The sequence below is a fragment of the Methylosinus sp. RM1 genome (assembly GCF_011378635.1).
In the GTDB taxonomy this organism is placed as follows: domain Bacteria; phylum Pseudomonadota; class Alphaproteobacteria; order Rhizobiales; family Beijerinckiaceae; genus Methylosinus; species Methylosinus sporium.
Window position 1 is genome coordinate 46,706 of sequence record NZ_WOVC01000010.1, and the last position, 25,063, is coordinate 71,768.

Here is a 25,063-nt window from a genome sequence, read left to right on the forward strand (position 1 = left end):
GAGACGCCCGCTTTGCGGGCTCCTCAGGACGAGGGAAAGGGGTTTATTCCTTCACCCGATCGCGCGGGGGAGTGACAGGCCTTTCGCCCGGCGCGGCTTTCGCCGGGGACGAAAGCTTAGTAAAGTCGCGCCGCAATTTCGGCCGGCGCGGGGAGCCGGTCCCCAATCGAGGACAAAAGACGTGACAGGGACATTGGATACGAGCGGGCGCGCCACGGCGAGCGTCAATGCGCTGGCGGGCGAGATCGTCGACAGGCTCGTCGCGGGCGCGGAGCGCTATCGCCTCGCCGTTTCGCGCGGAAGCCTCGGAGAGCTGCTGATCGACGCCGGCGCCGAGGTGGCGGGCGGCATAGACGCCGGCCTTCTGCTCACCGAGATCTGCCTCGGCGGCCTCGGCAAGGTCACGCTCTCGCCGGCGCCCGGCCAGAAGAACTGGCCCTTCTGGCTCACCGTCTCCAGCAATGACCCGGTCGTCGCCTGCCTCGCCAGCCAATATGCCGGCTGGAGCCTTTCCCATGAGAAATTCTTTGCGCTCGGCTCCGGCCCCGGCCGCTCGCTGGCGCGCAAGGAGGCGCTGTTCCAGGAGCTCCCCTATAAGGACTCCGCCGATCGCTCGACCATCGTGCTCGAGGCCGGCGCGCCGCCGCCGGAGGCCGTCGTGGCCAAGGTCGCCAATGATTGCGGCGTCTCGCCCGACAAGCTCGCCTTCGTCTATGCGCCGACGCAGAGCCTCGCCGGCAGCGTGCAGGTCGTCGGCCGCGTGCTCGAGGTGGCGCTGCACAAGGCGCATGAGCTGAAATTCCCGCTCGAGCATATCGTGGACGGCATCGCCGCCGCGCCGCTCTCGCCGCCTCACCCGGATTTCGTCACGGCCATGGGCCGCACAAACGACGCGATCATCTATTCCGGCCGCGCTCATCTCTTCGTGCGCGGATCGGCGGCGGCGGCCAAGGAGCTGGCCGAGAAACTGCCGAGCTCGACCTCGCGCGACTACGGACGGCCTTTCGCGGAAATTTTCAAAGCGTATAAGGGCGACTTCTACAAGATCGACCCCAGCCTGTTCTCGCCCGCCGAGGCGATCGTGACGGCAGTGGAGACAGGCGAGACTTTCCGTGGCGGAGCCATCGACGAAAAACTGCTCGAAGCCTCTTTCGGCTGAGCCCGCGCGCCCCCGTGAGGGGGCGCCGCGCATCGCGATCTTCACCGACGAGCTCGACTGGCATGTCGAGCGCCTCATCAAGGGCTTCGCGCGCCATGGCGCGCGGGCCGTTCCCGTGCGGCTTTCCGCCTGCAAGATCGACACGACGCGGCCGCAGCACATCGCCATTCCGGGCTTTCACGGCGGCCTGCCGGACGCCGCCGTCGTGCGCGCGATCGGCGACGGCTCGCTGGAGACGGTCACGCTGCGGCTCGGCGTGCTGCACGCGCTCGGCGCGCTCGGCGTTCCGCTGGTCAATAGCGCGCGTGCGATCGAGCGCTGCACCGACAAATCCGCGGCGAGCTTTCTGCTCGCCGCCGCGCGCATTCCGACGCCCGCGACTTTCGTGACCGGCTCGCGCGCCGAGGCGCTGCGCATCATCCGCAGCGAATGCGGGCGCGCGCCGCTGGTGCTGAAGCCGCTGTTCGGCGCGCAAGGCTGGGGCCTCAAGCTCGTTCGCCGAGAGGAGGATCTGCCCACGACGGAGGAAGCGCGCGGCGTCTTCTATCTGCAGCGCTTCGTCCCGCCGCGGGACGTCTGGTACGAAGATATGCGCATTCTCGTCTCCCATGGCGAGATCATCGGCGCGATGCGGCGGCGCTCGCGACGCTGGATCACCAATATCCGGCAGGGCGCAAAGCCTTGCGCCTGCGAGCCGAGCGCGCGCGAGCGCGAATTGGCGCTGCGCGCCGCCGCCGCGCTGGGCGCGGATTTCGCCGGCGTCGACATCATCGCCGGCGCGGACGGCCTGCCCATGGTGCTGGAGGTCAATAGTATGCCGGGCTGGAGCGGGCTGCAGAGCGTGACCCCTTTCCAGATCGCCGAGCGCCTCGCCGGCGACATAATGGCGGCGATCGGCGCCGCCGCGCGCCGCGCCAATGGCTGACGCGGAACAAATCGCGAGCGCCTTCATCGCCGCCTGCGCGGACGAGCTCGCCGCGCCCAAGCCCGGCAATGTTCATATCTATGCGCCGGGCCATGGCATGGAGGCCGCGGATTTCATCGCCAGCGCGAAGGCCGCCGCGCCACATATTTCCGCGCCCGGCGCGCGCGTCGGCGCCCGCATATCGGAGGCCGTGGAGGCGACCTGGACGCGCGTCGGCTGCAACACCAATCTCGGCATTATTCTCTTATGCGCGCCGCTCGCTCACGCCGCCTCACGAGCGGGCGAAGGCTCTCTCGACGAAAAACTCGCACAGACGCTGCAAGCGCTCGATTCTTCCGACGCCGATCTCGCCTTTCGCGCCATTGTGCGCGCCTCCCCCGCCGGGCTCGGCGCCGCGCCGCAGCACGATGTCGCCGCCCCGGCGCGCGTCTCCCTGCGCGAAGCCATGGCGCTCGCCGCCGATCGCGATCTCGTCGCAAGGCAATACGCCAACGGCTTTTCCGAGATTTTCGGCATGGGCCGCGAGGCGATCCGGCGCGCGCGAGAGAGAGGCCATGACAGAGAGACCACGACCCTGCTTCTCTTCATGACTTACGCGCGACATTTCCCCGATACGCATATCCAGCGGAAATTCGGCGAAAAAGTCGCGCGCGAGACCTTGACGCGCTTTCAAGAAGCGGCTTCTCTTATCGACGCCGTCGACGACAGAGACTCCATGTTCCGCATCGCGCTGGAACTGGATCGTTCTCTCAAAAAAAGCGGCTATAATCCGGGCGCCTGCGCGGACCTGACGGTCGCCGCGCTTTTTGTCGATTATCTGCTCGCCATCTTGCCGAACGTTCACAAAAATGGTTGAGTTCGCGCCGCGCGAGATGGTCTCGCGACCGGCTCGTCCGGCTCGGCCGCATTTCGGCCTGACGCCGGAGAGATGGGGGAGGCGCCCGCGCCGGCAGCCGCGCGGGCGACAAGTCGAGTTTATCGAAAGGAAGAAACATGGCCGTGATCAACAAGCTCCTGGTCGGCGAGTCGCTCGTCGGCGAAGGCAATGAAGTCGCTCACATCGACCTGCTGATCGGACCGCGCGGCAGCGCCGCCGAGACCGCCTTCGCCAATGCGCTGGTCAACAACAAGGACGGCTTCACCACGCTGCTCGCCGTCGTTGCGCCGAACCTGCTGGCCAAGCCGAACACGATCCTCTTCAACAAGGTCACCATCAAGAACGCCAAGCAGGCCGTTCAGATGTTCGGACCGGCGCAGGCCGGCGTCGCCAAGGCCGTCGCCGATTCGGTCGCCGAAGGCGTGATCCCGCTCGCCGAGGCCGATGACCTGTTCATCTCGGTCGGCGTGTTCATCCATTGGGAAGCGAACGACGACAAGAAGATCCAGGAGTACAACTATCAGGCCACCAAGGAAGCCATCGCGCGCGCCGTCAAGGGCGAGCCGAAGGCCGCCGAAGTCGTCGCCAAGCGCAACGACGTCAAGCATCCTTTCGGCGCCAACTGAGCTTTTGCTCGGTCGGCCGGCGAGCGACGGCGCGCATCCCGCGCGCCGCTGTCTCGCTGCGATGCGGCGCTCCGTCGCCGGATTTTCGAGGAGCCGTTCGCGGCTCCTCTTCGTCGACTCGAATTGAAGCGAATCGATCCGCGGTCGGCGCGTCACCAGTCGGCTTCCTGACGGAAGTTGCAGCGAGATTGGGGGGCCTCGCGCAGGCCGAGAACAACGCCGCCAAGGCGTGACGAACAGACCGAAAGGAAATCGAATATGGCTTCGATACTGGACAAAATTCTCGGCGCTCTCTTTCCGAAGGCCGGCGCCTCCTCCTCGACTCCGAAGCTGCTGGTCGGCGAATCGCTCGTCGGCGAGGGCAATGAGGTCGCGCATATCGACCTGCTGATGGGCCCGCGCGGCAGCTCCGCCGAGACGGCCTTCGCCAATGCGCTGGTCAACAACAAGGACGGCTTCACCACCCTGCTCGCGGTGGTCGCGCCGAACCTTCTGGTCAAGCCCTACACCATTCTCTTCAACAAGGTGACGATCAAGAACGCCAAGCAGGCCGTTCAGATGTTCGGCCCGGCGCAATATGGCGTCGCCAAGGCCGTCGCCGACAGCGTCGCCGAGGGGATCATCCCGATCGAGCAGGCCGAGGACCTCTTCATCTCGGTCGGCGTGTTCATTCATTGGGAAGCCAATGACGATCAGAAGATCCAGGAGTTCAACTATCGCGCCACGAAGGAAGCCATCGCCCGCGCGATGAAGGGCGATCCGAGCGCCTCCCGCGTCCTCTCCGAGCGCGTGACCGCCAAGCACCCCTTCGCCGCCGCCGAGTGAGGCGCGGACATATTTCGACCGATCAAAGAGGAGCCGCCGCCCGCGGCTCCTCTTTCTGTTTTGGCGGCGCTCATTTCCGCACGGCGCATTCATACGGTTTCCGTTGATCGGCTCGGCGCGCTCCCGCTCTCCCAGCGAGCGGCTATCGGATCGAGTATCGCGAAACTCTGCAGCCGTCTTGGCCGGGCTTGTCCCGGCCATCCACGCCGAGCAGCTGAGAGACCAAAGGAAAGCGCCGACCATCGACGGGTTCTATCCCATGTCGGACGCCGGCGGCGCTTCGGCGTTACGCCAAACTTCTACGACGCCTCGGCGCGCGCTGGCGTGGATGGCCGGGACGAGCCCGGCCAGGACGCCGTGGGGCGAGGAGCATGTGCATTCGATAGGCGCGAGCGGGGAGAAGGAAGCGGCGATTCCGCGCCGAGCGATCAGACGAAAACCCATCACATGACGCGACGCAGCTCCTGCGCCGACAGCCGCCCGTCATGCAGCGCCGAGGCGACGAGAACGCCGGCGACGCCGATGCGCGCCAGCGCCTCGAGATCGCGCGTGTCGCGCAGCCCGCCGGCGGCGTAGACCTCCCGCGCGCGAGGCGTGAGGGACGACAAGAGCGCGAGGTCCGGCCCGGCGAAGGCGCCGACGCGCCCGAGAGTCATGGCGATGATGCGCGGCGGCCAGAGTTGCGGATCGTCCAGAAGCGCGCGCGGGCCGAGAAATTCATCGCCGCGAAAATCGAGCGAGAGAATCGCCCCCGTCTCCCGCGAGAGATCTGGCGCGACAGTCCGCGCGAGACTTTCGCTGCCGATGACGGGCGCGAGATTGGCGAGCCCGAAGGCTCGCGGTCCAGGCGCCGCATCGGACCGCGCGCCTCCGGGCGCGCTTTCGGCGCCACTATCGACCCAGAAACGGATTTGCGGAAAGCGCCGCGCCAGCGCCTCGATCGCCGCGCCATGATCGCCGCATCGCTCTATGGCGTCGAGATCGGCGATATAGATCGTATCGAAAGCAAAGAGCCGCAGAAATCCCGCGACGATCGCCTCCGGCGCGCTGCCGGCGGCGAGCGGCGTGACGATCGGCGCATAGGCGGCGCGCTCGCCGCGAAAGGCGCGCACGACATGGCCGGCTTTCAGGTCGATGACGGGGATGATCCGCATGAGGGCGCGTTATAAGGGATGACCGGCGCCCGAGCGCCGGCGGGGTCGCGGTTTGAATTTCCATGATGCGCCATGAGCCGTCATTCGAGTGAATTCCGTATCGCACATCGAGGTCTTCATGCGTGGCGACTGGGTTGTTCCCGTGAGCGAGAAAGGTGGCGCGGCCGTTACTCCTCCAGACCTTCGAGCAAGGTAACGAGCGCCGCCTCGATGGCGTCCGGTCCGACTTTCTCCGGCCGGAGCAATCCGCCGATGGAAAGCATAGTAAGCCCGTGCACCAGCGCCCAGCATGTCGTCGCTTGGCCTTGAATAGCCCGTTTTCGCAAGACGCCTTCCCTCTGGCTGCGCTCCAGCGTTTCGAGCATGACGCCGAACGCGGCGAGCGCGCGTTCGCCCGAGTGGATGTCCGGCGCCTTGCCCGCATCCGCGCCGAACATCAGCCGGTAGAGCGCCGGACTGGAAGTTCCGAACCCGACATAAGCGTGCGCCAAAGTTAAGAACTCCTCGCGGTGCGAGGCGAAGGCGCCGCGCCTGGCCGCCGTCAGTTGTTCGCGGAGGCGGTCGAAGCCGAGCATGGCCATTTCAGCGAGCAGGGCGCCCTTGTCGGCAAAGTGCTTATAGGGAGCGGCATGGCTTACGCCAGCTCGACGCGCGACCTCTCGCAGTGTGAATTGCCACCCCTGCTCCTCGTCCAGCATGTCCATCGCCGTCTCGATAATCGTCCGTCTCAGATCGCCGTGGTGATACGGGCGCTCGGATGTCTCTTGCATGGCTCCTCGAAGTTGCCAGTGAAAACATATGTAGACACTGCCTACTTTTGGGCCTATGTCAATGGCGGGATGTTTTCGCTGTCAACATTGACGGAGGCGCCATGAGCTCTTCTTCCGAAATCCGAACCGACGCCCGGTTCCGCGACATCTTCGCCCGTCAGCGCGCCGCCTTCCTGAACGATGGCCCGCCTCCGCTCGGCCGACGCCGGGCTGATCTGAAGAAGCTCAGAGCCGCCGTTATAGCCCGGCGACTCGCCATCGAAACGGCGCTGAACGCGGATTTCGGCCATCGCTCGCGGCATGAAACGGCGATGATGGAGATAATGACGCTGGTCATGGGCATCGACTATCTTCACCGCAATCTGCGCCGCTTCATGCGGCCGACGCGTCGGCATGTCGCGCTGTCCTTCCAGCTCGGCAGCGCGCGCATCGAGTATCAGCCGCTCGGCGTCATCGGCGTCGTGTCGCCATGGAACTATCCCTTCTCGCTGGCGCTGACGCCGCTGGCCACGGCGATTGCGGCAGGCAATCGGGCGATGATCAAGCCGTCGGAGCTCACGCCTACGACAAGCGATCTGCTCGAGACGCTGCTCGCGGATATCTTCCCCGAGGAGCAGGTGGCCGTGGTGACCGGCGACGCGGCGGTGGGCGCCGCCTTCTCCGCCCTGCCGTTCGACCATTTGGTGTTTACCGGCAGCACCGCCGTCGGGCGCGCGGTCATGAAGACCGCCAGCCAGAATCTCGTTCCCGTGACGTTGGAGCTCGGCGGCAAGTCTCCGGTCATAATCGGCAAGGGAGCTGCGCTCGATCACGCGGCGGCGGGCGTCGCCTATGGCAAGCTCGCCAATGCGGGCCAAACCTGCGTCGCCCCGGATTACGCGCTCGTGAGCGAAGCCGACATCGACGCCTTCGTCGCCGCCTATGGCGCGGCGGTAGCCGCGCAGTATCCGGATGGTCCTTCGAGCGATGATTACACCTCCATCGTCAACGACCGACACTATGCGCGTTTGACCGGCTTGATCGATGACGCCCGCGCCAAAGGCGCGCGCATCATGGAGGTCGGACCGAGGCCGAACGAGGCGCGTGGCCGTCCGCACACGATGCCGCCGACGGTTGTCGTCGGCGCGACGGACGACATGGCGATCATGCAGGAGGAGATATTCGGCCCCATCCTGCCGGTGCTGCCCTATCGCGACATCGACGAGGCCGTCGCATACGTCAATGCTCGACCGCGACCGCTGGCGCTCTACTATTTTGGCGGCGACGGCGAGGACCGCCGTAAGGCGTTGACGCGCACCACCTCCGGCAACGTCACGATCAACGGCACGCTGATGCACTACGCGCAGGACGACCTTCCCTTCGGCGGCGTCGGGCCCAGCGGCATGGGCGCTTATCATGGCATAGAGGGCTTCCGTTCCCTCAGCCATGCCAAAGGCGTTTTCGACCAGGGTCGATGGAACGCGAGCACGCTTCTCCGCGCGCCCTTCGGACGAATCGCCGACAATATCCTCAGGCTGATGCTCCGTTAGGTCGTCCCGAAACGGCGCTGTCGGCGCGCGGGGGCGACGATCTACTGCAAAACTCTGCCGCCGTCCTGGCCGGGCTTGTCCCGGCCATCCACGCCGAGCGGCTGAGAAACCTTAGGAAAGTGTAACCGCTATCGATGGATTCGACCCGCTGTCGGAGGCCGCCGGAGCTTCGGCGCTGCGCCAAACTTCCACCATGCCTCGCGCGTGTTGGCGTGGATGGCCGGGACAAGCCCGGCCAGGACGCCGTGGGGCGAGGAGAATATGCGCATTCGACCTCGAGCCGGATAAGGAGAGGCGTTGGCGTCCGGCCACCACGGGTCTTCCATTCTCGGCCCTTGACATATCCTGAAAATATTCCTATCTCTCCCTCGCTCCCGCTGACGCAAGGGCGCGTTTCTCGGGTCAGGGAACGCGGGCGGGGGCCGGCTCCATCCGGGACGGCGACCCCCGTCCATGGACAGGCGGCGCGTCGCCGGATCGGTGTTTCTCTCCCGTCCACAGGGAAGAGCGAGAGCCGTTCCGTGCGCCCAAGCCTTCGGAAGCGATCGGATCTTGCACGCGAAAGCCCAGGATTCGCGGGTCTGAATGCGCCTCGGGACGTCGACGAGAAGGCGAAGCCGCGTTTCGGGACGCTCCGAAACCGACAGAAATTTTATAGCGCTGCGGCCAAAGGGGCCGGAGCGTCCCGAACCGCCCCTCCTCTCCCGCCGCCGCGAGGCGCCGGGCGCTTCGGCGCGCCTTTGCGGCGCGCGGCGAAAAGGCGTAAACGGGGCCCGTCGCCCACAGCCGCAGATCGCTCCCCCATGAAGACTCGCCTCTCCGCCGCTCTGGCTCTCGCTCTCTGCTGCGCCTTTGCTGCGCGCGCCCAGCCGCAGGCGCAGGGCGATTGGCCCTGCCGTCAGGTGAAGGTGCAGAGCGTCGCCGTCGCCGGCGTCTGGACCGGCCCCTCGCTCGAGGGCGCGAAGGCCTGGCGCGACGATTTAGCGCTCGCCGATCTCGTCGCCCGCGTCAGCGCCCGGCGCACGCCGATCGAGACGGCGCAAAAGCTCGTCTCCGACTTCGCCGCGGCCGCCGGCGCCGGGCGCAAGGCGCGGCTGACGACGCTGTTCGCCGGCGTCTATGACACGCTGGAGGCCGAGCGCCGCGAGGTGCTCTCCGGGCTCGATCGCTATGGCGCGAAGCAGAAGCTGCTCGCCGAAAGACTGCGCGATGAGACGCAGGCGATGCGCGCCGAGCAGGACAAGAACCCGCAAGACGCGCAAAAGATCAAGGACGCCAGCGAGGCGCTGCAATGGGATTTGCGCGTCTTCGACGAGCGGCGCCATGCGCTGTCCTATGTCTGCGAGACGCCCGCGCTGATCGAGCAGAGGCTCGGCGCTCTGGCGCGCGTCATAGAGGCGGCGATCGATTAGAGCGCGGGTGGGGAAACGGCTCGCGCCCCGGCCCTGCCCTGCTGCGCGGGAGAGGGAGAAGATTCGGCGCTTCATCGAGATTTCGCGCCGCTCGGCGCCAGGGAGAATTGCGATGCAGGATCATAAAGACGCGCCTTCGCATCATCTCGTTTTCGCCGAGCGCTACGCCGCCGGCAAGGAGCGGCGGCGCTTCGTCCCGCGCGAGAGCCTCGCGGAATTCTCGCCCGTGGAGCGCGATCCCACCGCCATTCTCGCCGCGACGGACGAGGGCCGCGTCGCCTCGCTGCTGCCCATTCGCTATGAGCGCATGGCGCAATCCTCCTTCGCCTTTCTGCGCGGCGCGGCCTCGATCATGGCGGAAGACCTCGCCGCTCTGCCGACGCCGGGCCTTTCGACGCAATCTTGCGGCGACTGCCATTTGATGAATTTCGGCGCGCTCTTGTCCTCCGAAGGCAATGTGCTCTTCGACATAAACGATTTCGACGAGACATTGCCCAATGTCGATTTCACCGTCGATCTGCGGCGCCTCTGCGCGAGCTTCGCCGTCGCGGCGCAGGACGCCGGGCGCTCCGACAAGCGCGCGCGGCAAGCGGCCGAGCGCGCGGCGCGCGCCTATCGGCAACATATGCGCGGCCTCTCGCGCCTGTCGCCGTTGAAGGCGTGGCGCGACCGCATCGATCTCGTCCATGTCGCGGATGGGCTGGACGAGCGGCTCGCGCGCAAATTGCGCGGCCTCGTCGCGGCGACGCGGCCCGATCGCGAGGATGATAATTTCCCGCATCTCGAATCGACGCCCATAGGGCTGCGCATAGAGGAGCGGCCGCCGCTCATCTATCACATCGGCAATGGCGGCGGGGCCGCGACGCGTTTCGACATACCCGCGACCTTCGCGAGCTGCGGCGCGACGCTCAATCCGGAAGTCGTCGCGCTGCTGCGCCGCTATGCGCTGGCGGATACGGCGTTCAAGGTCGTCGGCATCGGCAGCGTCGGCACATTCTGCGCCATCGGCCTCTTCGCCACCGCGGATAGCGAGCCTTTGTTCCTGCAATTGAAGGAAGCGCGCCCCTCCGTGCTGGCGCGGCTCGCGCCGGAGGCCGCCGCGCAATGGAAGGACGCCGAGGGCAAGCGCGTCGTGCATGGCCAGCGCGTGATGCAGGCCTCGACCGATCTCTTCCTCGGCTGGGCCAAGGACGAATCGACGGGCCGTCACTTCTATGTGCGCCATTTGAAGAATCGTCGCCTCGGCTCGGTGGCGGAGCTGTTCGAGGAGCACGCGCTCGACGATTACGCCGCGCTCTGCGGCCGCGTGCTGGCGCGCGCCCATGCGCGCTCCGCCGATCCCGCCATCATCTGCGGCTATATGGGCAAGAGCGGCGCCTTCGACGACGCGATGGCGTCCTTCGCCATGCTCTACGCCGCGCGCAACACATGCGATCACGCGGAGTTTCTGGCTTGGCGCGCGCGGGCGAAAGACGAATCCGAAGGGAGCGACAAAGGCCGATGAATGATTCGACATCGAAGCTGCGCATCATCGTCGAGGACGGCGTCGCGCGCATCCTCATCGACAACGCCGAGCGCCGCAATGCTTTCGACTTCTCCATGTGGCGGGCGCTTCCCGATCTGCTCGCGTCGCTCGACGCGAACGAGACCGTGCGCGTCATCGTGCTGACCGGCGCGCCGAATCTGCCTTTCTGCTCCGGCGCCGATATTTCGGAATTCTCCACTGTCCGCGCGACGGCGGAAGGGGGACGCGCCTATGAGCAGGCCAATGTCGAAGCCTTCGACGCGTTGTCGCGATCGGGCAAGCCGGTGATTGCGGCGATCGCCGGCTTTTGCATGGGCGGCGGCATGGGGCTCGCGGCCGCCTGCGATCTGCGCATAGCGGCGGAGGCGTGCGTGTTCGGCATTCCGGCGGGACGGCTCGGCGTCGGCTATCCGCCGGAAGCGATGAGCTATGTCGTCGCCGCCGTCGGCCCGCAGAACGCCATGGATCTCTTCTTCACCGCTCGGCGCATAAACGCCGAGGAAGCGCGCGCCGCGGGCTTCGTCTCGCGCGTGCTGCCGAAGGACGGATTCGACGCGGCGATCATGACGATCGCGCGCGGGATCGCCGCCAATGCGCCGCTCACGCTGTGCGCCGCCAAGGCCGCGATAAGACGCGCCGCCGGCCTTCCTCACGCGCTCTCGGCGGAAGATTGCGAGAAGCTCACAGCCGCCTGTTTCGACAGCGCCGATTATGCGGAAGGCCGCACGGCTTTTCTCGAGAAGCGCGAGCCGAAATTCACTGGGAAATGAGCTGGGGAAATGACATGAGCGCGCCGCTCGCACTCGCCGATGTGGAAGCCGCAGCAGCGCGTATCGCTCCGCATGTGGAGGCGACGCCTCTGCTCGCGGCGCCGCTGCTCGACGAGGAGATCGGCTTTCGCCTTTTGGTGAAGGCGGAGAATCTTCAGCCGATCGGCGCCTTCAAGCTGCGCGGCGCCTTCAATCAAATATTGCAATTGACGGAAGAGGAACGGCGCCGCGGAATCATCGCGGTTTCTTCCGGCAATCATGCGCAGGCCGTCGCCTTCGCCGCGCGGGCCATGGGCGTTTCCGCGACGATCGTGATGCCGCGCGACGCGCCGCGCGTAAAGCTCGAGCGCACAAAGGCGCTGGGCGCGCGCGTCGAATTCTATGATCGGCTGAGCAATGATCGCGACGCGCTGACGCGCCGCCTCGCCGAGCAGGACGGGCTGCGCTTCATCCATCCTTACGACGATCCGCGCACCATCGCGGGCCAGGGAACCATCGGCCTCGAGATTTTCGCGCAGACACGCGCGAAGGACATTGCGCCGGATGCGATCATCGCCTCCTGCAGCGGCGGCGGGCTCGCCTCCGGCATAGCGCTGACCTTGCCGCTCTTTGCGCGCCCGCCGCAAATGTTCACGGCGGAGCCGGCGGGCTTCGACGATATGCGACGCTCGCTCGACAGCGGCGAGCCGCAGGTGAACGCCGCGCTCACCGGCTCGATCTGCGACGCGCTGCTGGCGCCGACGCCCGGCCGCCACACGCTGCCGATTCTGCTGGCCTGCGGCGCGCAAGGGATGACGGCGACAGATGCGCAAGTCGAAGCGGCGATGCGCGTCGCGGCCGAGCATTTCCGCATCGTGCTGGAGCCCGGCGGCGCCGCGGCGCTCGCCTGCGCGCTGATCGAGCGCGAGCGCTTCGCGGGAAAGACAGTGGTCGTCGTCGCCTCCGGCGGCAATGTCGATCGCGCGGATTTCGCGTCGATTCTCGATCGTTCGCGCTGAGGCGAGCGGCGCCGCGCGTCACGAATCCAGGCGCGCCGCGCCGCTCCTCCGCGCGCCGCGCGCGGGCGCTGTAAAGGTTTTCCCTTTCTCCTGCGCGGCCTCCTCCAAAAACCCCTCGAGCGCGCGGGCGAGGCGGCGGAAGGTCTCCTTGCGCGCCGAGGAGGCGCGAAAGACGAGGCCGATACGGCGGAAGGGCGCCTCGCCCGAGAGCGGCCGCACCACGAGATCGAGCCCGCGCAATATTCCGGCGTCCAGCGCCATTTGCGGCAGCAGCGTCACGCCGAGCCCATTGGCCACCATTTGCGCGAGGGTATAGAGGCTCGTGCCCTGAAAGGCGACATTGCGGCGCGCGCCCTCGAGCGCGCAGGCGGCGAGCGCATGATCGCGCAGGCAATGGCCTTCCTCGAGCAGCAGCAGATCCTCGGCCGCCATATCGTCATGGCCGACCGCCGACAGGCGGCTCAACCGGTGTCCCGGCGGGCAGACGACGACGAAAGGATCGACGCCTATGTCGATCGTCTCCATGCCGCGCGAGGGATAGGGCAGCGCCAGCACGGCCGCGTCCAGCTCGCCGGCGTCGAGACGCGCGAGCAGAGGCTCGGTCTGCTCCTCGCGCAGATAGAGCTTCAATTCTGGAAAGGCGGAGCGCAGCCGCGGCAACACGCGCGGAAACAGAAACGGCCCTATGGTCGGGATGACGCCGAGCCGCAGCGGCCCGGACATGGGCGCCTGGGCGGCGCGCGCCAGCTCGACGATATCCTGCGCCTCGCGCAGCAGCGTGCGGGCGCGCTCGGCCAATTCGCGCCCCACCGGCGTCGGCGAGACCTTGCGCTTGGTGCGCTCGAACAAGCGGACGCCGAGCAATTGCTCGAGCTCCAATATTCCGGCGCTGAGAGTCGATTGGCCGACGAGACAGACCTCGGCCGCGCGGCCGAAATGCCGCTCGTCGATGACAGCGACCAGAAAACGCAGCTGCCGAAGTGTGGGCAAAACCGCCATCGGTCCAATATAATCGCTAAATTCGATTAGTGAAGCCGGTTTTTTTCGCTTTTATCGATGATGAAACCCCTCTAGTTTCCGCGCGTCTTCCCCGAGGGCCCACGGACGATTTTTCTCCGGCGCGCCTTCACCATGAAGAGGAAAAATCGAATGTCTCTCATCGGCTCCGAAATCAAGCCGTTCAAGGCGACCGCCTTCCACGCCGGCAAATTCGTCGACGTCACCGAAGCCACGCTCAAGGGCAAGTGGTCGGTGTTCTTCTTCTATCCGGCCGACTTCACCTTCGTCTGCCCGACCGAGCTCGAGGACCTCGCGACCAATTACGCCGCCTTCAAGGCGATCGGCGTCGAGATCTACGGCGTCTCCACCGACACGCATTTCGCGCATAAGGCCTGGCACGACACCTCGCCGGCGATCGGCAAGATCGAATATCCGCTGGTCGGCGATCCGACGCTGACGCTGAGCCGCAATTTCGACGTGCTGATCGAAGAGGCCGGCCTCGCCGACCGCGGCACTTTCGTCATCGATCCCGACGGCAAGATCCAGATCGTCGAGATCAACGCCGGCGGCGTCGGCCGCAACGCGCTCGAGCTGCTGCGCAAGGTCAAGGCGGCGCAGTATGTCGCGGCGCATCCGGGCGAGGTCTGCCCGGCCAAGTGGGAAGAGGGCCAGAAGACCCTCGCTCCCTCGCTCGACCTCGTCGGCAAGATCTGATTTCGCATTCCGCCTCCGGCCGGTTCGCCGGCCGGGGGCTCTTCCAAGCCATCGAAAATTCCCCCGCCTCATCCTGAGGCGCTTTTTGCGGAACGCAAAAAGCCTCGAAGGATGCTCCAGCGCGCGAAATGATGCGTCCTTCGAGACGCCCGCTTCGCGAGCTCATCAGGACGAAGGGACTATTGTCGCAGCGAATGGCGCGCATAGCGCGCGACATTCCAAGATCGGGAGTCGAAGATGCTGGACGCCGCTCTGAAAACCCAGTTGCAGGCCTATTTCGCGCGCATCGTCACGCCCATCACGCTCCGCGCCTCGCTCGACGACAGCGAGAAATCCACAGAGCTCGCCGAGCTGCTGCAGGAGGTCGCGAGCGTCTCGGACAATATCTCCTATGTGCGCAGCGACGATGATTCGCGCCGTCCCTCTTTCGCGATCGCGCGCGACGGCGCCGATATCGGCCTGCGCTTCGCCGCCATTCCGGGCGGCCACGAGTTCAACTCCTTCGTGCTGGCGCTGCTGCATGTCGGCGGCCATCCGCCGAAAGAGGACGAGGAGACCCTTGCGCGCATAAGGGCGCTCGACGGCGAGTATCGTTTCGAGACCTATTTCTCGCTCACCTGCCAGAACTGCCCCGAGGTGGTGCAGGCGCTCGACACGATGGCGGCGCTCAATCCGCGCGTGCGCCATGTGGCGATCGACGGCGGCCTCTTCCCCGAGGAGGTGGAGGAGCGCGGCATAATGGCCGTGCCCGCGGTCTATCTGAACGGCGAGCCCTTCCAGCACGGCCGCGCGACGCTGGAGCAGATCCTCGACAAGCTCGACGCCGGCGCCGGCGAGAAGAAGGCCGCGTCCATTTCCGCCAAGGAGCCCTTCGACGTTCTGGTGGTCGGCGGCGGCCCGGCGGGCGCAGCGGCGGCGATCTACGCCGCGCGCAAGGGCGTGCGCACCGGCATTGTCGCGGAGCGTTTCGGCGGCCAGGTGCAGGACACGGCGGGGATCGAGAATTTCATCTCCGTTCCGCACACGGAAGGCCCGCATATGGCGGCGGCGCTGGAGCGTCACGTCGCGGAATATTCGGTCGATGTGATGAACGGCCAGATCGCCTCGACGCTGGTTCCGGCGGCGGAGGCCGGCGGCCTCGCGGAGCTGAAGCTCGCCAATGGCGCGACGCTCAAATCGAAGACGATCATTCTGGCGCCGGGCGCGCGCTGGCGGCGCATCAATGTGCCGGGCGAGACCGAATATATGACCAAGGGCGTCGCCTATTGCCCGCATTGCGACGGGCCGCTGTTCAAGGGCAAGCGCGTGGCGGTGATCGGCGGCGGCAATTCCGGCGTCGAGGCGGCGATCGATCTCGCCGGCCTCGCCTCGCATGTCACCTTGCTCGAGTTCGACGGCCGGCTGCGCGCCGACGGAATCTTGCAGGACAAGCTGCGCTCGCTGCCCAATGTGACGATTCTCGTCTCGGCGCAGACGATGGAGATTCTCGGCGACGGCGCCAAGGTGACAGGCCTCGCCTATCGCGACCGCGAGAGCGAGGCGACCCGCACTGTCGAATTGGAAGGCGTGTTCGTGCAGATCGGCCTGCTGCCCAATACCGAATGGCTGAACGGCGCGGTGACGCTCACGCAATATAAGGAAATCGAGATCGACCGCCGTTGCCACACTTCCACGCCGGGCGTGTTCGCCGCCGGCGACGCCACGACGGTTCCCTATAAGCAGATCGTCATCGCCATGGGCGAAGGCGCGACGGCGGCGCTGTCGGCCTTCGACCATCTGGTGCGGATGTGATGCGAGTTCGCTTCTCGGTCTATGCGAGAAGCGTGAGCCGCGAAGCAATCCAGAGCGCCCCTCGTCTCTGGGTTGCTTCGCTCCGCTCGCAAAGACGGCGCGCGCCGGTTAGATCTGACCTTTGATTTCCAATAGCTCGACATCGAAGATGAGCGTGGCGTTGGGCGGAATGACGCCGCCGGCGCCGCGCGCGCCATAGCCCATCTCCGGCGGAATGACGAGCGTGCGCTTGCCGCCGACCTTCATGCCGAGAATGCCCTTGTCCCAGCCGGGAATCACCTGTCCGGCCGAGAGGCGGAACTCGAAAGGCTGGCCGCGGTCGAGCGAGCTGTCGAACTTTTTGCCCTTGGCGCCGTTCTGCGAGACCCAGCCGGTGTAATGCATCTTCAGCATCTGCCCCGGCTCCGCGCCGGAGCCGGTCCCGACTTTCGTGTCGGTGATCTTGAGACCGTCGGCGGTCGTCGTCGTCGCGGGGCTCTGCGCGAGCGTCGGGACGGGCGCGACAACGAGCGCCAATGCGGCGAGAGCGGGCAGGACATGGAGACGGAAAGCGGCGCGCATGAGAATCCTCGAGGATAAAGCGCGGCGAAGCAGCTGCGCTCGCATCGGCGAAAAACGTCGATATCGCGTCGATTTTGGCAATATCGCCGCCGCGCCGCTGTCTGCCAGCGCCGCACGCCAGTGTCAACACGAGCGGCGCGCAGGGGCTCACCCCGGCGTGCGATCGGGTCTATAAGGGCGGCGGGCGCGGGGGCGCTTACTTCGGCTTAAGGCGCGGCGCTTAAGGTCGCGGCCCTGGTCTTTTCCCGGAGCCCCCATGGCCGGTTTCGCGCCCAATGTCGTCATCTGCATCGACCACGGCTCCGTCACCGGGGGCCAGGCCAAAGTGGCGATCGAGAGCGCGCTCGGCCTCGCCGCCCATGGCGCTCGGCCCATCGTCTTCGCCTCCGCCGCGCCGGTGGACGAGCGGCTCACCGCGGCGGGGATAGAGGTCGTCTGCCTCGGCCAGCATGATCTGCTCGGCAATCCATCGCGCATCGCCGCCGCCTTTCAGGGCACATGGAATTTGCGCGCGGCCCGTGCGCTCGGCGATCTGCTGGCCCGGCTGCCGAAGGACAATACGATCGTCCATGTGCATGGCTGGGCCAAGGCGCTGTCGCCGGCCATCGCCGCGCCGATCCGCGCCTCCGGCCTGCCGCGCGTCTACACGCTGCACGAGTATTTTTTGTTCTGCCCCAATGGCGGCTTCTACAATTACCAGAAGCACGAGCTCTGCCGGCTGGAGCCGCTCTCCGCGTCCTGCTGGGCGACGGCCTGCGATGCGGTCAATTATCCGCGCAAGATATGGCGGAGCGCGCGCCTCGCCTATGCGCGCGGTCCGGCCAAATTCGCCGAGCTCTTCGACGATTACATCTGCATCTCGAATTATCAGGAGGAGATCATCGGCCGCTATCTGCCGAAGGGCGTGCGGCTGCATCGCGTCTCCAATCCGGTGGACGCGCAGGACCTCGGCCGCAAGAGCGATCCCGCCTCCGGCGATTTCATCTTCGTCGGCCGCCTGTCGCCGGAGAAGGGCGCCTTTCTCTTCGCCGAAGCGGCGGCGCGCGCCGGGGTCACGCCGGTCTTCATCGGCGATGGGCCGATCGGCGAGGAGCTGCGCGCGCGCTATCCGCAGGCGCGCTTCCTCGGCTGGCTGCCGCCCGCCGAGGCGCGCGCGCATATGCGCGCGGCGCGGGCGCTAGTCTTTCCCTCGCTGTGGTACGAGGGCCAGCCGCTCACTGTAATGGAAGCCAAGGCGATGGGAACGCCCGTCATAGTCTCCGACGTCTGCGCCGGACGCGAGGAAGTGAGCGACGGCGAGACCGGGCTCTGGTTCGCGAGCGCCAATGTCGACTCGCTCGCTGGCGCGCTGACGCGAATAAAGGATGATGCGCTGGTCGCGCGTCTTTCAGCGGGCGCCCATGACGCCTATTGGCGCGATCCACCGACGTTGGATCGGCATATCGAGCGCATTCTCGCCGTCTATCGCGAGATCGCCGAGCGCCACAACACGGCGGCCTGAGGCGTAGCTCGTCCTGATTTCGTGATCCGTGATGATAATATTCGTCGCGAAGACGAGCTTGCCGAGACTTTCTTCTCTGTTCCGAGTCCCTGGTCTGGACTGAACTCCCGACGCCGACGGTATGAACGCAGCTTTCCCAGGCCCTGCGACCGTGGACGCATGAAAATTCTCGTATTACGGCGAATGATAGACGGAATTGACGAATAGCATCGCCTATTTGAAATAGCCGTTCGAAATATCCTCGATAATAATGGAATTAATTCTACAGATATCGCTATAGACATTGAATTGATTGGCAATTTTGTCTTGCATAAACTCTAGCACAGCGATTAGGCTACGAATAATTCAGCCAGAAGGCGGTCGATCGACATCGGCTGGCGCGAGTGTTCGTGCGTTCGCGGCAACACCAATTCGTTCTTTTCTGAGGAGAATAGCCATGACTTTCCTTCGCGCCGACCTCCACCCCGCTCGCGCCGCCTCTCCTTCGTTGCATCGGATGACGAAACGCCTCGGCGCGAGCGTGCTGGCGCTGGCGGCGGCGATCATGTCCCCGGCGGCGCGCGCCCTCGACGGCGGCGAGCAGAAACCGCGTGAGGCGGCGATCGAGGACGTCATCGTGACCGGCACGCGCGACTATGGCGTCAAGGCGCGCGAGAGCACGGCGCCGATCACTGTTGTGAGCGGCGAGAGACTGAAAGCGACGGGACGCACGAATCTCGTCGACGCGCTGCAGCGGCTCGATCCGTCCTATTCGATCTATGGCGTCGGCGGCGACATCAACAATCTGGTGCGCTCGCCGCGGCTGCGCGGCCTGACCGCCAGCCATGTGCTCGTGCTCGTCAACGGCAAGCGGCGGCATGGCACCGCCAATCTGTCCTCGAGCGGCTTCACCAAGGGCGCGGCCGGGGCCGATCTCGACCTCATTCCCGTGGCGCTCGTCGATCATGTCGAGATTCTCGAGGACGGCGCCGCCGCCCAATATGGGTCTGACGCCATCGCCGGCGTGATCAACGTCATATTGAAAGCCGATTCCGAGGGCGGCGGACTCTCCGCGCTCGTCGGCTCCTATGGGCAGAGCTACAATCCCAACACGCATGGCAATGGGCTGACGCGCAATCTGCAGGCGGACAAGAGCTTCGCGCTCGGCGAGCAGGGCTTTCTGACGCTCGGCGCCGACCTCACCTCGCATCTGCACAGCAATCAGACCGGCCCGGACCGCACGCAGGACGGGACCGGCCTGCGCGTCGGTCCCGGCACGCCCTACCCTTGGGTCGATCCCAATGTCACGGCGATCATCGGCGATCCCGCCTATATCACCGGCTCGGCCGGCCTCAACGCCGGATATGAGCTCGACAATGGCGTCCAACTCTATCTCTTCGGCACGGGCGCGGGCCGGCGCGGCGAATCCTTCCAGAACTATCGCGCGCCCAATCTCAACGGCACGGCGGCGAACAAGATCATCGACCCTTCCGGCTTCGTTCCGGCCGAGACGATCCACGAGGAGGACTGGTCGCTGAGCGGCGGCGCCAAGGGCAAGGCCTTCGACGATGTGCGCTGGGATCTCAGCCTGACCTACGGCTCCGACAAGATCGACGTCGGCCTGAACCAATCCGCCAATGTCGCGCTGTTCAACGACACGCTCAAAGCCTTCGGCGCCGGCTGGACGCCGCGGCAATTCTACATCGGCCAATATTTCCGCACGCTGCGCATCATCAATCTCGATCTCGGCAAGGAGTTCGCGCCGAGCTTCCTGCCCGCGCCCGTCAATGTCTCCATCGGCGCAGAGAATCGCCACGAGACCTATGCGGTTCGGCAGGGCGACTTCTTCTCTTATTACTCCTCTGGTCCGGCCGCCTGGGTCGGCATCCGGCCGACCGACGCGAGCGATCACAGCCGCGAATCCTTCGCCGGCTATGCGGACATCAGCAGCAAGCCGCTGCCCGATTGGAAGATCGACATCGCCGGCCGTTACGAGACGTTCAGCGATTTCGGCGACACGATCAACGGCAAGCTCTCGACGCGCTACGACATTTCTCCCGCGATCGCGCTGCGCGGCACCGTCAGCACCGGCTTTCGCGCTCCCACGCTCGCAGAGCAGTTCTTCTCGCAGACGACCGTCTCGCCGACCATCGCCAATATCGTCCTGCCGCCCAACTCTTCCGCGGCGAGCGTCGCCGGCGCGCAGCCGCTCAAGCCGGAAAAATCGACGAATATCAGCCTCGGCGTGGTGACCGAGCCGCTCCGCGATCTGCATGTCTCGGTCGACGCCTATCAGATCGACCTGCGCGACCGCATCGTCGCGACCGGCAGCCTCACCGGCCCGTCCGCGCTCGCCGCCATCGCCGCGAGCGGCAATACGTTGCAGGCGGGCGCGGCGGGCACGGTCAGCTTCTTCGTCAACGGCGCCTTCACGCGCACGCGCGGCGTCGATGTGAAGGCCGATTATGCTTACGATCTCGGCCCCTATGGCGCGCTGCGCTTCGACGCCGCGGCGAGCTTCCTCGAGACGACGATCCTCTCCGTCGCGCAGTCGCCGGCGGCGTTCAACGGCGCGCCGCTGCTCAACGCCGCGGCGCGATCGAACATCACCGATCTCACGCCACGAACCAAGGTCATATTCGGCGGGTCCTACAGCTATGACGCCTGGACCTTCTCGCTGCACTTCACGCAATATGGCAACGTCAGCTCGGTCGTCGCCTCGCCGCTCACCGGCGGCGCGCCCTTCTACACCAATGTCATCACGCCGAAATTCATCACCGACGGCGAGATCGCCTATGATTTCGGCTCGGGCCTGCGCGCGGCGATCGGCGGCAACAATCTCTTCGGCGTGCGGCCCGATCAGACCCTGCCCTGGACGCGCAGTTTCGGCGCCGCGATCTTTCCGGCCTTCTCGCCCTTCGGCGTCAACGGCGGCTACTACTACGTCCGCGCGTCGCTGAAGTTCTGACGCTCAGCTCGCGAGCCGCGTCGCATCCGCTTGCGCCGCGGCCTCTTCCTTCTCGGCCCGGCGCGGCAGGCGCGCCAACATGCCGAGCAGGGCGCGGTCGCCCAGCACGACGAGACGCTCGCCGCGATCGAGCCATTCGACCGCATCCTCGAGCGATTCGGCGTCGGCGAGCTTGGCTTCCGCCAAAGCGCGATCGGCCGAGACGACGCCGCGTTTGCGCGGCGGGCGCGCCGGCAGCCAGGCCTCATGCAGCGCGCGCAATTCGGGATCGCCATGAATGGCGACGAGGCAATTTTCTTCGTCCAGCCCGGCGCGCGCCAGCAGGCGATGCAGCGCGCGGCCCTTGCGCGCGATCTTGGGCGTCGTCGTCTCCTCCGGCGTGATCAGCACGCCCGCGCGGCGGAAGACGAGGCCGAGCCAGCGCTGGCCGGTGATGTAGGAAATGCCGATCGCCAATATGAGGCCGGCGATGGTCGGCGACATCCAGGCGACGAGCGAGGGCGAGATCATCAGGCCGGCGACCAAGGTCAGCGCGCCGAGCGCCACATGCCATTGATGGCGTCGCACGATGGCGTTGAAGGGAACCGAGCCGTCGTCGCGGCGCTGCGGGTCCCAGCCGGTGTCGAAGCCGAACAGAATATGGAAGACGTGGCCGGTCTGGATCAGCATCATGATCGGCGCCAGCAGCGCCGACATCAGCACCTCGAACAAGGTCGAGACCAGCAGCATGACGACGCCGCCAGAGCCGCGCCGCGTCTCGCGATCGATCATCGCGAGAATGAGGCCGAGGAATTTCGGCGCCAGCAATATCGCCATTGTGAGCGCGAACAGCGCCAGCGAGCGCTCCGCATCGAAGCGCGGCCACACGGGGAAGAGCGTGAATTTGGCGGTGAAATATTCCGGCCGGAAATAGCTCGCCTGAAAGACGAGCGCTATGCCTACGAGCAGCTGGCAGAGCCACAGCGGCGAGGTGAGATAGCCGAAGATTCCGGTGAGGAAATGCTGCCGCGTGGCCCAATGGAAGCCGCGCGCGCCCAATATGCGCGAATGCTGCAGATTGCCCTGGCACCAGCGGCGGTCGCGGATCGAGAGATCGATCAGCGATGGCGGGCTCTCCTCGAATGATCCGCCGAGCGTCGGCATCATATAGACCGAGTAGCCGGCCCGGCGGATGAGCGCCGCCTCGACGAAATCATGGCTGAGAATATGCCCGCCGAAGGGCGGACGGCCCTTGAGATCGGGCAGGCCGCAATGATGCGCGAAAGCCTGCGTGCGAATGATCGCGTTATGGCCCCAATAATTGCCGTCGCGCCCCATCCATTGCGCGAGGCCGGCGGCGATGACGGGACCATAGATGCGCGCCGCGAATTGCTGCACGCGCGCGAACAGCGTGTTGCGGTTGATGATGAGCGGCAGCGTCTGGATGATGCCGGCGTCGGGGTCCGCCTCCATCGCCGCGGCGAGCCGCACGATGGTCTCGCCGGCCATCAGGCTGTCGGCGTCGAGCACCACCATATGCTCATAGGCGCCGCCCCAGCGGGTGACGAAATCGGCGATATTGCCGGCCTTGCGGCTGACGTTCTTCTCGCGCCGACGATAATAGACGCGCGCGTCCGGCCCCAGCCGGCGGCGCATGGCGGCGAAGGCGCGCTCCTCGGCGACCCAAATATCGGGGTTGGTGGTGTCGGAGAGGAGGAACCAGTCGAAATGCGCGCCGAGGCCGGTCGCCTCCACATCTTGCAATATCGCCTGCAGCGCGCCGAAGACGCGGCTCGGCGCCTCATTGTAGATCGGCATCACGACGGCGGTGCGCGCGGCGAGCGATTCCGGCAGCGGCGGAGGCCGGCGCGAGAACAGCAGCGCGAAAAAGCCGACGACGGCGCTGGCGAAGGAGAGCGCGATCCAGGAGAAATTCAGCACGAAGAGCGCGAGCAACGCCCATTTCAGCGTGGTGACGCCGCCGACGTCGATGACGCGATACATCTCGTGTCCGCCATAGGCGGTGAGCGCGAGGCCGCCGCCGAAGGTGACGAAGCGCGAGATCCAGGGCGTGCGCCAGAGCTTCGGCGCCGCGCGCCGGCGGCGCTCCTTGGCCTTGAAGCGCCAGAAGGATTGCGTCGGCATGTCGAGCCGGCGCTCCGCCGGCATGGGCGGCGCGGCGGCGGGATCGACGGGCGGCGGCGGCGGGGCGGCGGCGTCCGGCGGAACGGGTTCGACGAGAGAGAGAGCTACACCGTCCATCTGTAGAGCCAGGTTTCGCTGATCGGCTCGTCGCCCGATTGGAGGACGAGGCGCAGCTCGCAAAAGGTCTCGCCGGCCGGATCGACGTCGAAGACGATCCGGCATGTCTTGGCCTTCGGATTGGGATAAGCGCGAATGTTCGTCGCCGATCCCGGCGAGGTCGTCAAGACGGGCCGCAAATTGGCGATTCGTTGCGGATCGCCGAAAGTGTCGCCCGCAAACTGGACGATAAAGCGGCGCAGTTTCGGCGCCGGCGCGCGACCGCCATAGGCCGCGACGGCGACCGCGAAAGGCGGACGCGCCGGCGGGCTCCAGCACCAGAACTGACGGTAGGCGAAAGTCGCCTCCTTGCCGGCGGCGAGCGGCTGCTTGGGCCGCCAATAGGCGACGATATTGGCGTTCACCTCCGATTCGGACGGAATCTCGACGAGTTGCACCGAGCCCTCGCCCCAATCGCCGATCGGCTCCACCCAGAGCGAGGGACGCCGCTCCCAATGCTGTATGTCGTCCTGATAGGTCTCTATGTCACGGTCCCGCGTCAAAAATCCGTAGCCTTTCGGATTGGCGTCGACGAAGGCCGAGATTTGCAGCGTGTCGCGATTGGAGACGGGGCGCCACAGCCATTCGTCCTTGCCGGTGAGCATTTGCAGCCCATTGGTCTCGGCGACGAAAGGCCGCGGATCGTCGGCGCGGCGATGGTCGAGCGGCGTGAACAATGAGGCCGCAGCCGCGCCGCCGAGCCCCAGATGATCGATGGCGACGCGCGGGAACAGCGTGAGTTCGGCGTCGATGATCGTCGCCTCGCCCGGCCGCAGCGTGAACAGATAAGCGCCCGTCACGCTCTGCGAATCGAGCAGAGCGTGAATGACGAGGGCGTTGTCGGCCAGCGTCGGCTTCTCGATCCAGAAGCTGCGGAAGATCGGAAACTCCTCGCCGCGCGGATCGGCGGTGCGAATGGCGAGGCCGCGGGCGGTGACGCCGAGCGTCTGCCCACGCGCCTGGGCGCGATAGAAGCTCGCCCCCTGGAACAGAGCGAGCTCCGTGTCCGGCGCGCCGGCGGCCTGAGGAGCGAGAATGCGAAAGCCGGAAAAGCCGATGTCCGGCGATTTGTCGCCGACTTTCAGACCGCCGTAATCGAATTTCCCCGGATCATAGCCGATGCGCCTGGCGATTTTGTCCTCGACGACGAAGAGCTCGACCGGCGCGCCGAAAATGAACCCCCTATGCAGCGGCTCGATCGAGAATCCCCGATTCTCGCCGCTCCATATGGCTGCGCCTTGCTTCGTCCTTATGCCGACATATTGCTCATAGCTCAGATTGGCGAAGGGCTCGCGCAATTCCGCCGCGGGCGCGGCGAAAGGACGCTTGGCGAGCGCGCGGGCGAGATCGAGGACGATATCGCGGCCGAAGACGGGGGGCGCCGGCGGCGGGGCCGGCGGAGCCGATTGAGCGAGGGCGCGGCCGCCGGGGACGCCGGCGACGAGCGCGGTGATCGAGGCTTTCAACAGGTCTCTGCGTACGAACATGCGGGACCGGGACCCGTGACTGACGAGCGAGGTGGGATTACGACGGACTTGTCTATCGGATATACCTGAAAGAACGATGTTCGAAATGCGAATCTTTCGTTTTTGATCGCAGAGCGGAAACCCCACGCCGAGGCGGCGCTTGCCGGCTCGCCCGCGAATCTGCCAAGACGAATATGAACGAGAGGAAAACAGCGCGGGGCGAAAACCCCTTAC

General features: G+C 66.1%; 20 protein-coding genes. 14 read left to right on the forward strand and 6 right to left on the reverse strand.

Translation table 11 applies throughout. The features are described 5' to 3' along the window. Window positions 1-181 precede the first annotated feature (181 nt). The 5 genes from mch to fae (FMZ75_RS09315) all read left to right on the forward strand — a co-directional run bounded on the left by mch (window position 182) and on the right by fae (FMZ75_RS09315) (window position 4,412). Window positions 182-1,159 (forward strand): methenyltetrahydromethanopterin cyclohydrolase, encoded by a 978-nt coding sequence (mch, locus tag FMZ75_RS09295; protein ID WP_166142388.1) that lies wholly within the window; start codon window positions 182-184, stop codon window positions 1,157-1,159. Beyond that, window positions 1,113-2,084 carry a RimK family alpha-L-glutamate ligase gene (locus tag FMZ75_RS09300; RefSeq protein WP_166142390.1) on the forward strand — a complete coding sequence of 324 codons (972 nt, stop codon included), beginning with the start codon at window positions 1,113-1,115 and terminating at the stop codon, window positions 2,082-2,084. The genes mch and FMZ75_RS09300 overlap by 47 nt, the downstream gene beginning before the upstream one ends. Continuing rightward, window positions 2,077-2,940 carry a triphosphoribosyl-dephospho-CoA synthase gene (locus tag FMZ75_RS09305; protein ID WP_166142392.1) on the forward strand — a complete coding sequence of 288 codons (864 nt, stop codon included), beginning with the start codon at window positions 2,077-2,079 and terminating at the stop codon, window positions 2,938-2,940. The genes FMZ75_RS09300 and FMZ75_RS09305 overlap by 8 nt, the downstream gene beginning before the upstream one ends. 137 nt (window positions 2,941-3,077) lie before the next feature. After that, window positions 3,078-3,587, forward strand: a complete 510-nt coding sequence (fae, locus tag FMZ75_RS09310; RefSeq protein WP_108917871.1) for a formaldehyde-activating enzyme — start codon at window positions 3,078-3,080, stop codon at window positions 3,585-3,587. A 258-nt stretch (window positions 3,588-3,845) separates the two neighbouring features. After that, entirely contained in the window at window positions 3,846-4,412 is a 567-nt protein-coding gene (gene fae / locus FMZ75_RS09315) for a formaldehyde-activating enzyme (protein ID WP_108917872.1), read from the forward strand. A 443-nt stretch (window positions 4,413-4,855) separates the two neighbouring features. Here fae (FMZ75_RS09315) and FMZ75_RS09320 read toward each other — a convergent pair whose 3' ends face one another. Both FMZ75_RS09320 and FMZ75_RS09325 read right to left on the reverse strand, forming a co-directional pair. Continuing rightward, the gene (locus FMZ75_RS09320; protein ID WP_166142394.1) at window positions 4,856-5,566 is read right to left on the reverse strand and encodes a HisA/HisF-related TIM barrel protein; all 711 of its coding nucleotides are present in this window, start codon (window positions 5,564-5,566) and stop codon (window positions 4,856-4,858) included. 167 nt (window positions 5,567-5,733) lie between these two features. Then, window positions 5,734-6,336, reverse strand: a complete 603-nt coding sequence (locus tag FMZ75_RS09325) for a TetR/AcrR family transcriptional regulator (protein ID WP_108917874.1) — start codon at window positions 6,334-6,336, stop codon at window positions 5,734-5,736. Between the two features lie 101 nt (window positions 6,337-6,437). Here FMZ75_RS09325 and FMZ75_RS09330 point away from each other — a divergent pair, with 101 nt between their 5' ends. From FMZ75_RS09330 to FMZ75_RS09350, 5 genes are all read left to right on the forward strand, one after another. Further along, window positions 6,438-7,865 carry a coniferyl aldehyde dehydrogenase gene (locus tag FMZ75_RS09330; protein ID WP_166142396.1) on the forward strand — a complete coding sequence of 476 codons (1,428 nt, stop codon included), beginning with the start codon at window positions 6,438-6,440 and terminating at the stop codon, window positions 7,863-7,865. 803 nt (window positions 7,866-8,668) lie between these two features. Next, a complete protein-coding gene (locus tag FMZ75_RS09335) occupies window positions 8,669-9,277 on the forward strand; it encodes a hypothetical protein (RefSeq protein WP_166142398.1) in 609 nt (202 codons plus the stop codon). Between the two features lie 112 nt (window positions 9,278-9,389). Further along, complete coding sequence (locus FMZ75_RS09340; protein WP_166142400.1) at window positions 9,390-10,781, forward strand: DUF2252 domain-containing protein; 1,392 nt, start codon at window positions 9,390-9,392, stop codon at window positions 10,779-10,781. Then, on the forward strand, window positions 10,778-11,572 hold the full coding sequence (locus tag FMZ75_RS09345) for an enoyl-CoA hydratase (protein WP_166142402.1): 795 nt from the start codon (window positions 10,778-10,780) through the stop codon (window positions 11,570-11,572). The genes FMZ75_RS09340 and FMZ75_RS09345 overlap by 4 nt, the downstream gene beginning before the upstream one ends. 14 nt (window positions 11,573-11,586) lie before the next feature. Beyond that, window positions 11,587-12,570, forward strand: a complete 984-nt coding sequence (locus tag FMZ75_RS09350) for a threonine/serine dehydratase (RefSeq protein ID WP_166142404.1) — start codon at window positions 11,587-11,589, stop codon at window positions 12,568-12,570. 18 nt (window positions 12,571-12,588) lie between these two features. Here FMZ75_RS09350 and FMZ75_RS09355 read toward each other — a convergent pair whose 3' ends face one another. Beyond that, window positions 12,589-13,569 carry a hydrogen peroxide-inducible genes activator gene (locus FMZ75_RS09355; protein ID WP_108917685.1) on the reverse strand — a complete coding sequence of 327 codons (981 nt, stop codon included), beginning with the start codon at window positions 13,567-13,569 and terminating at the stop codon, window positions 12,589-12,591. A 150-nt stretch (window positions 13,570-13,719) separates the two neighbouring features. Between FMZ75_RS09355 and ahpC the strand changes: the two genes are divergently transcribed. After that, window positions 13,720-14,283 carry an alkyl hydroperoxide reductase subunit C gene (ahpC, locus tag FMZ75_RS09360; protein ID WP_018266702.1) on the forward strand — a complete coding sequence of 188 codons (564 nt, stop codon included), beginning with the start codon at window positions 13,720-13,722 and terminating at the stop codon, window positions 14,281-14,283. 237 nt (window positions 14,284-14,520) lie between these two features. Then, entirely contained in the window at window positions 14,521-16,074 is a 1,554-nt protein-coding gene (gene ahpF / locus FMZ75_RS09365; protein WP_166142406.1) for an alkyl hydroperoxide reductase subunit F, read from the forward strand. Window positions 16,075-16,182: 108 nt separating this feature from the next. Here ahpF and FMZ75_RS09370 read toward each other — a convergent pair whose 3' ends face one another. After that, window positions 16,183-16,635, reverse strand: coding sequence for an FKBP-type peptidyl-prolyl cis-trans isomerase (locus FMZ75_RS09370; protein WP_142864596.1), 453 nt, complete (start codon window positions 16,633-16,635; stop codon window positions 16,183-16,185). A 256-nt stretch (window positions 16,636-16,891) separates the two neighbouring features. On the opposite strand from FMZ75_RS09370, the gene FMZ75_RS09375 reads away from it, so the two are divergent. Both FMZ75_RS09375 and FMZ75_RS09380 read left to right on the forward strand, forming a co-directional pair. Next, window positions 16,892-18,136, forward strand: a complete 1,245-nt coding sequence (locus FMZ75_RS09375; RefSeq protein WP_142864597.1) for a glycosyltransferase family 4 protein — start codon at window positions 16,892-16,894, stop codon at window positions 18,134-18,136. A 436-nt stretch (window positions 18,137-18,572) separates the two neighbouring features. Further along, a complete protein-coding gene (locus tag FMZ75_RS09380; protein ID WP_142864598.1) occupies window positions 18,573-21,083 on the forward strand; it encodes a TonB-dependent siderophore receptor in 2,511 nt (836 codons plus the stop codon). Window positions 21,084-21,086: 3 nt separating this feature from the next. Here the strand turns inward: FMZ75_RS09380 and mdoH are convergent, their stop codons facing one another. Both mdoH and FMZ75_RS09390 read right to left on the reverse strand, forming a co-directional pair. Next, a complete protein-coding gene (gene mdoH, locus FMZ75_RS09385; protein ID WP_166142407.1) occupies window positions 21,087-23,324 on the reverse strand; it encodes a glucans biosynthesis glucosyltransferase MdoH in 2,238 nt (745 codons plus the stop codon). Then, a complete protein-coding gene (locus tag FMZ75_RS09390; RefSeq protein WP_166142409.1) occupies window positions 23,312-24,850 on the reverse strand; it encodes a glucan biosynthesis protein in 1,539 nt (512 codons plus the stop codon). The genes mdoH and FMZ75_RS09390 overlap by 13 nt, the downstream gene beginning before the upstream one ends. Window positions 24,851-25,063 lie beyond the last annotated feature (213 nt).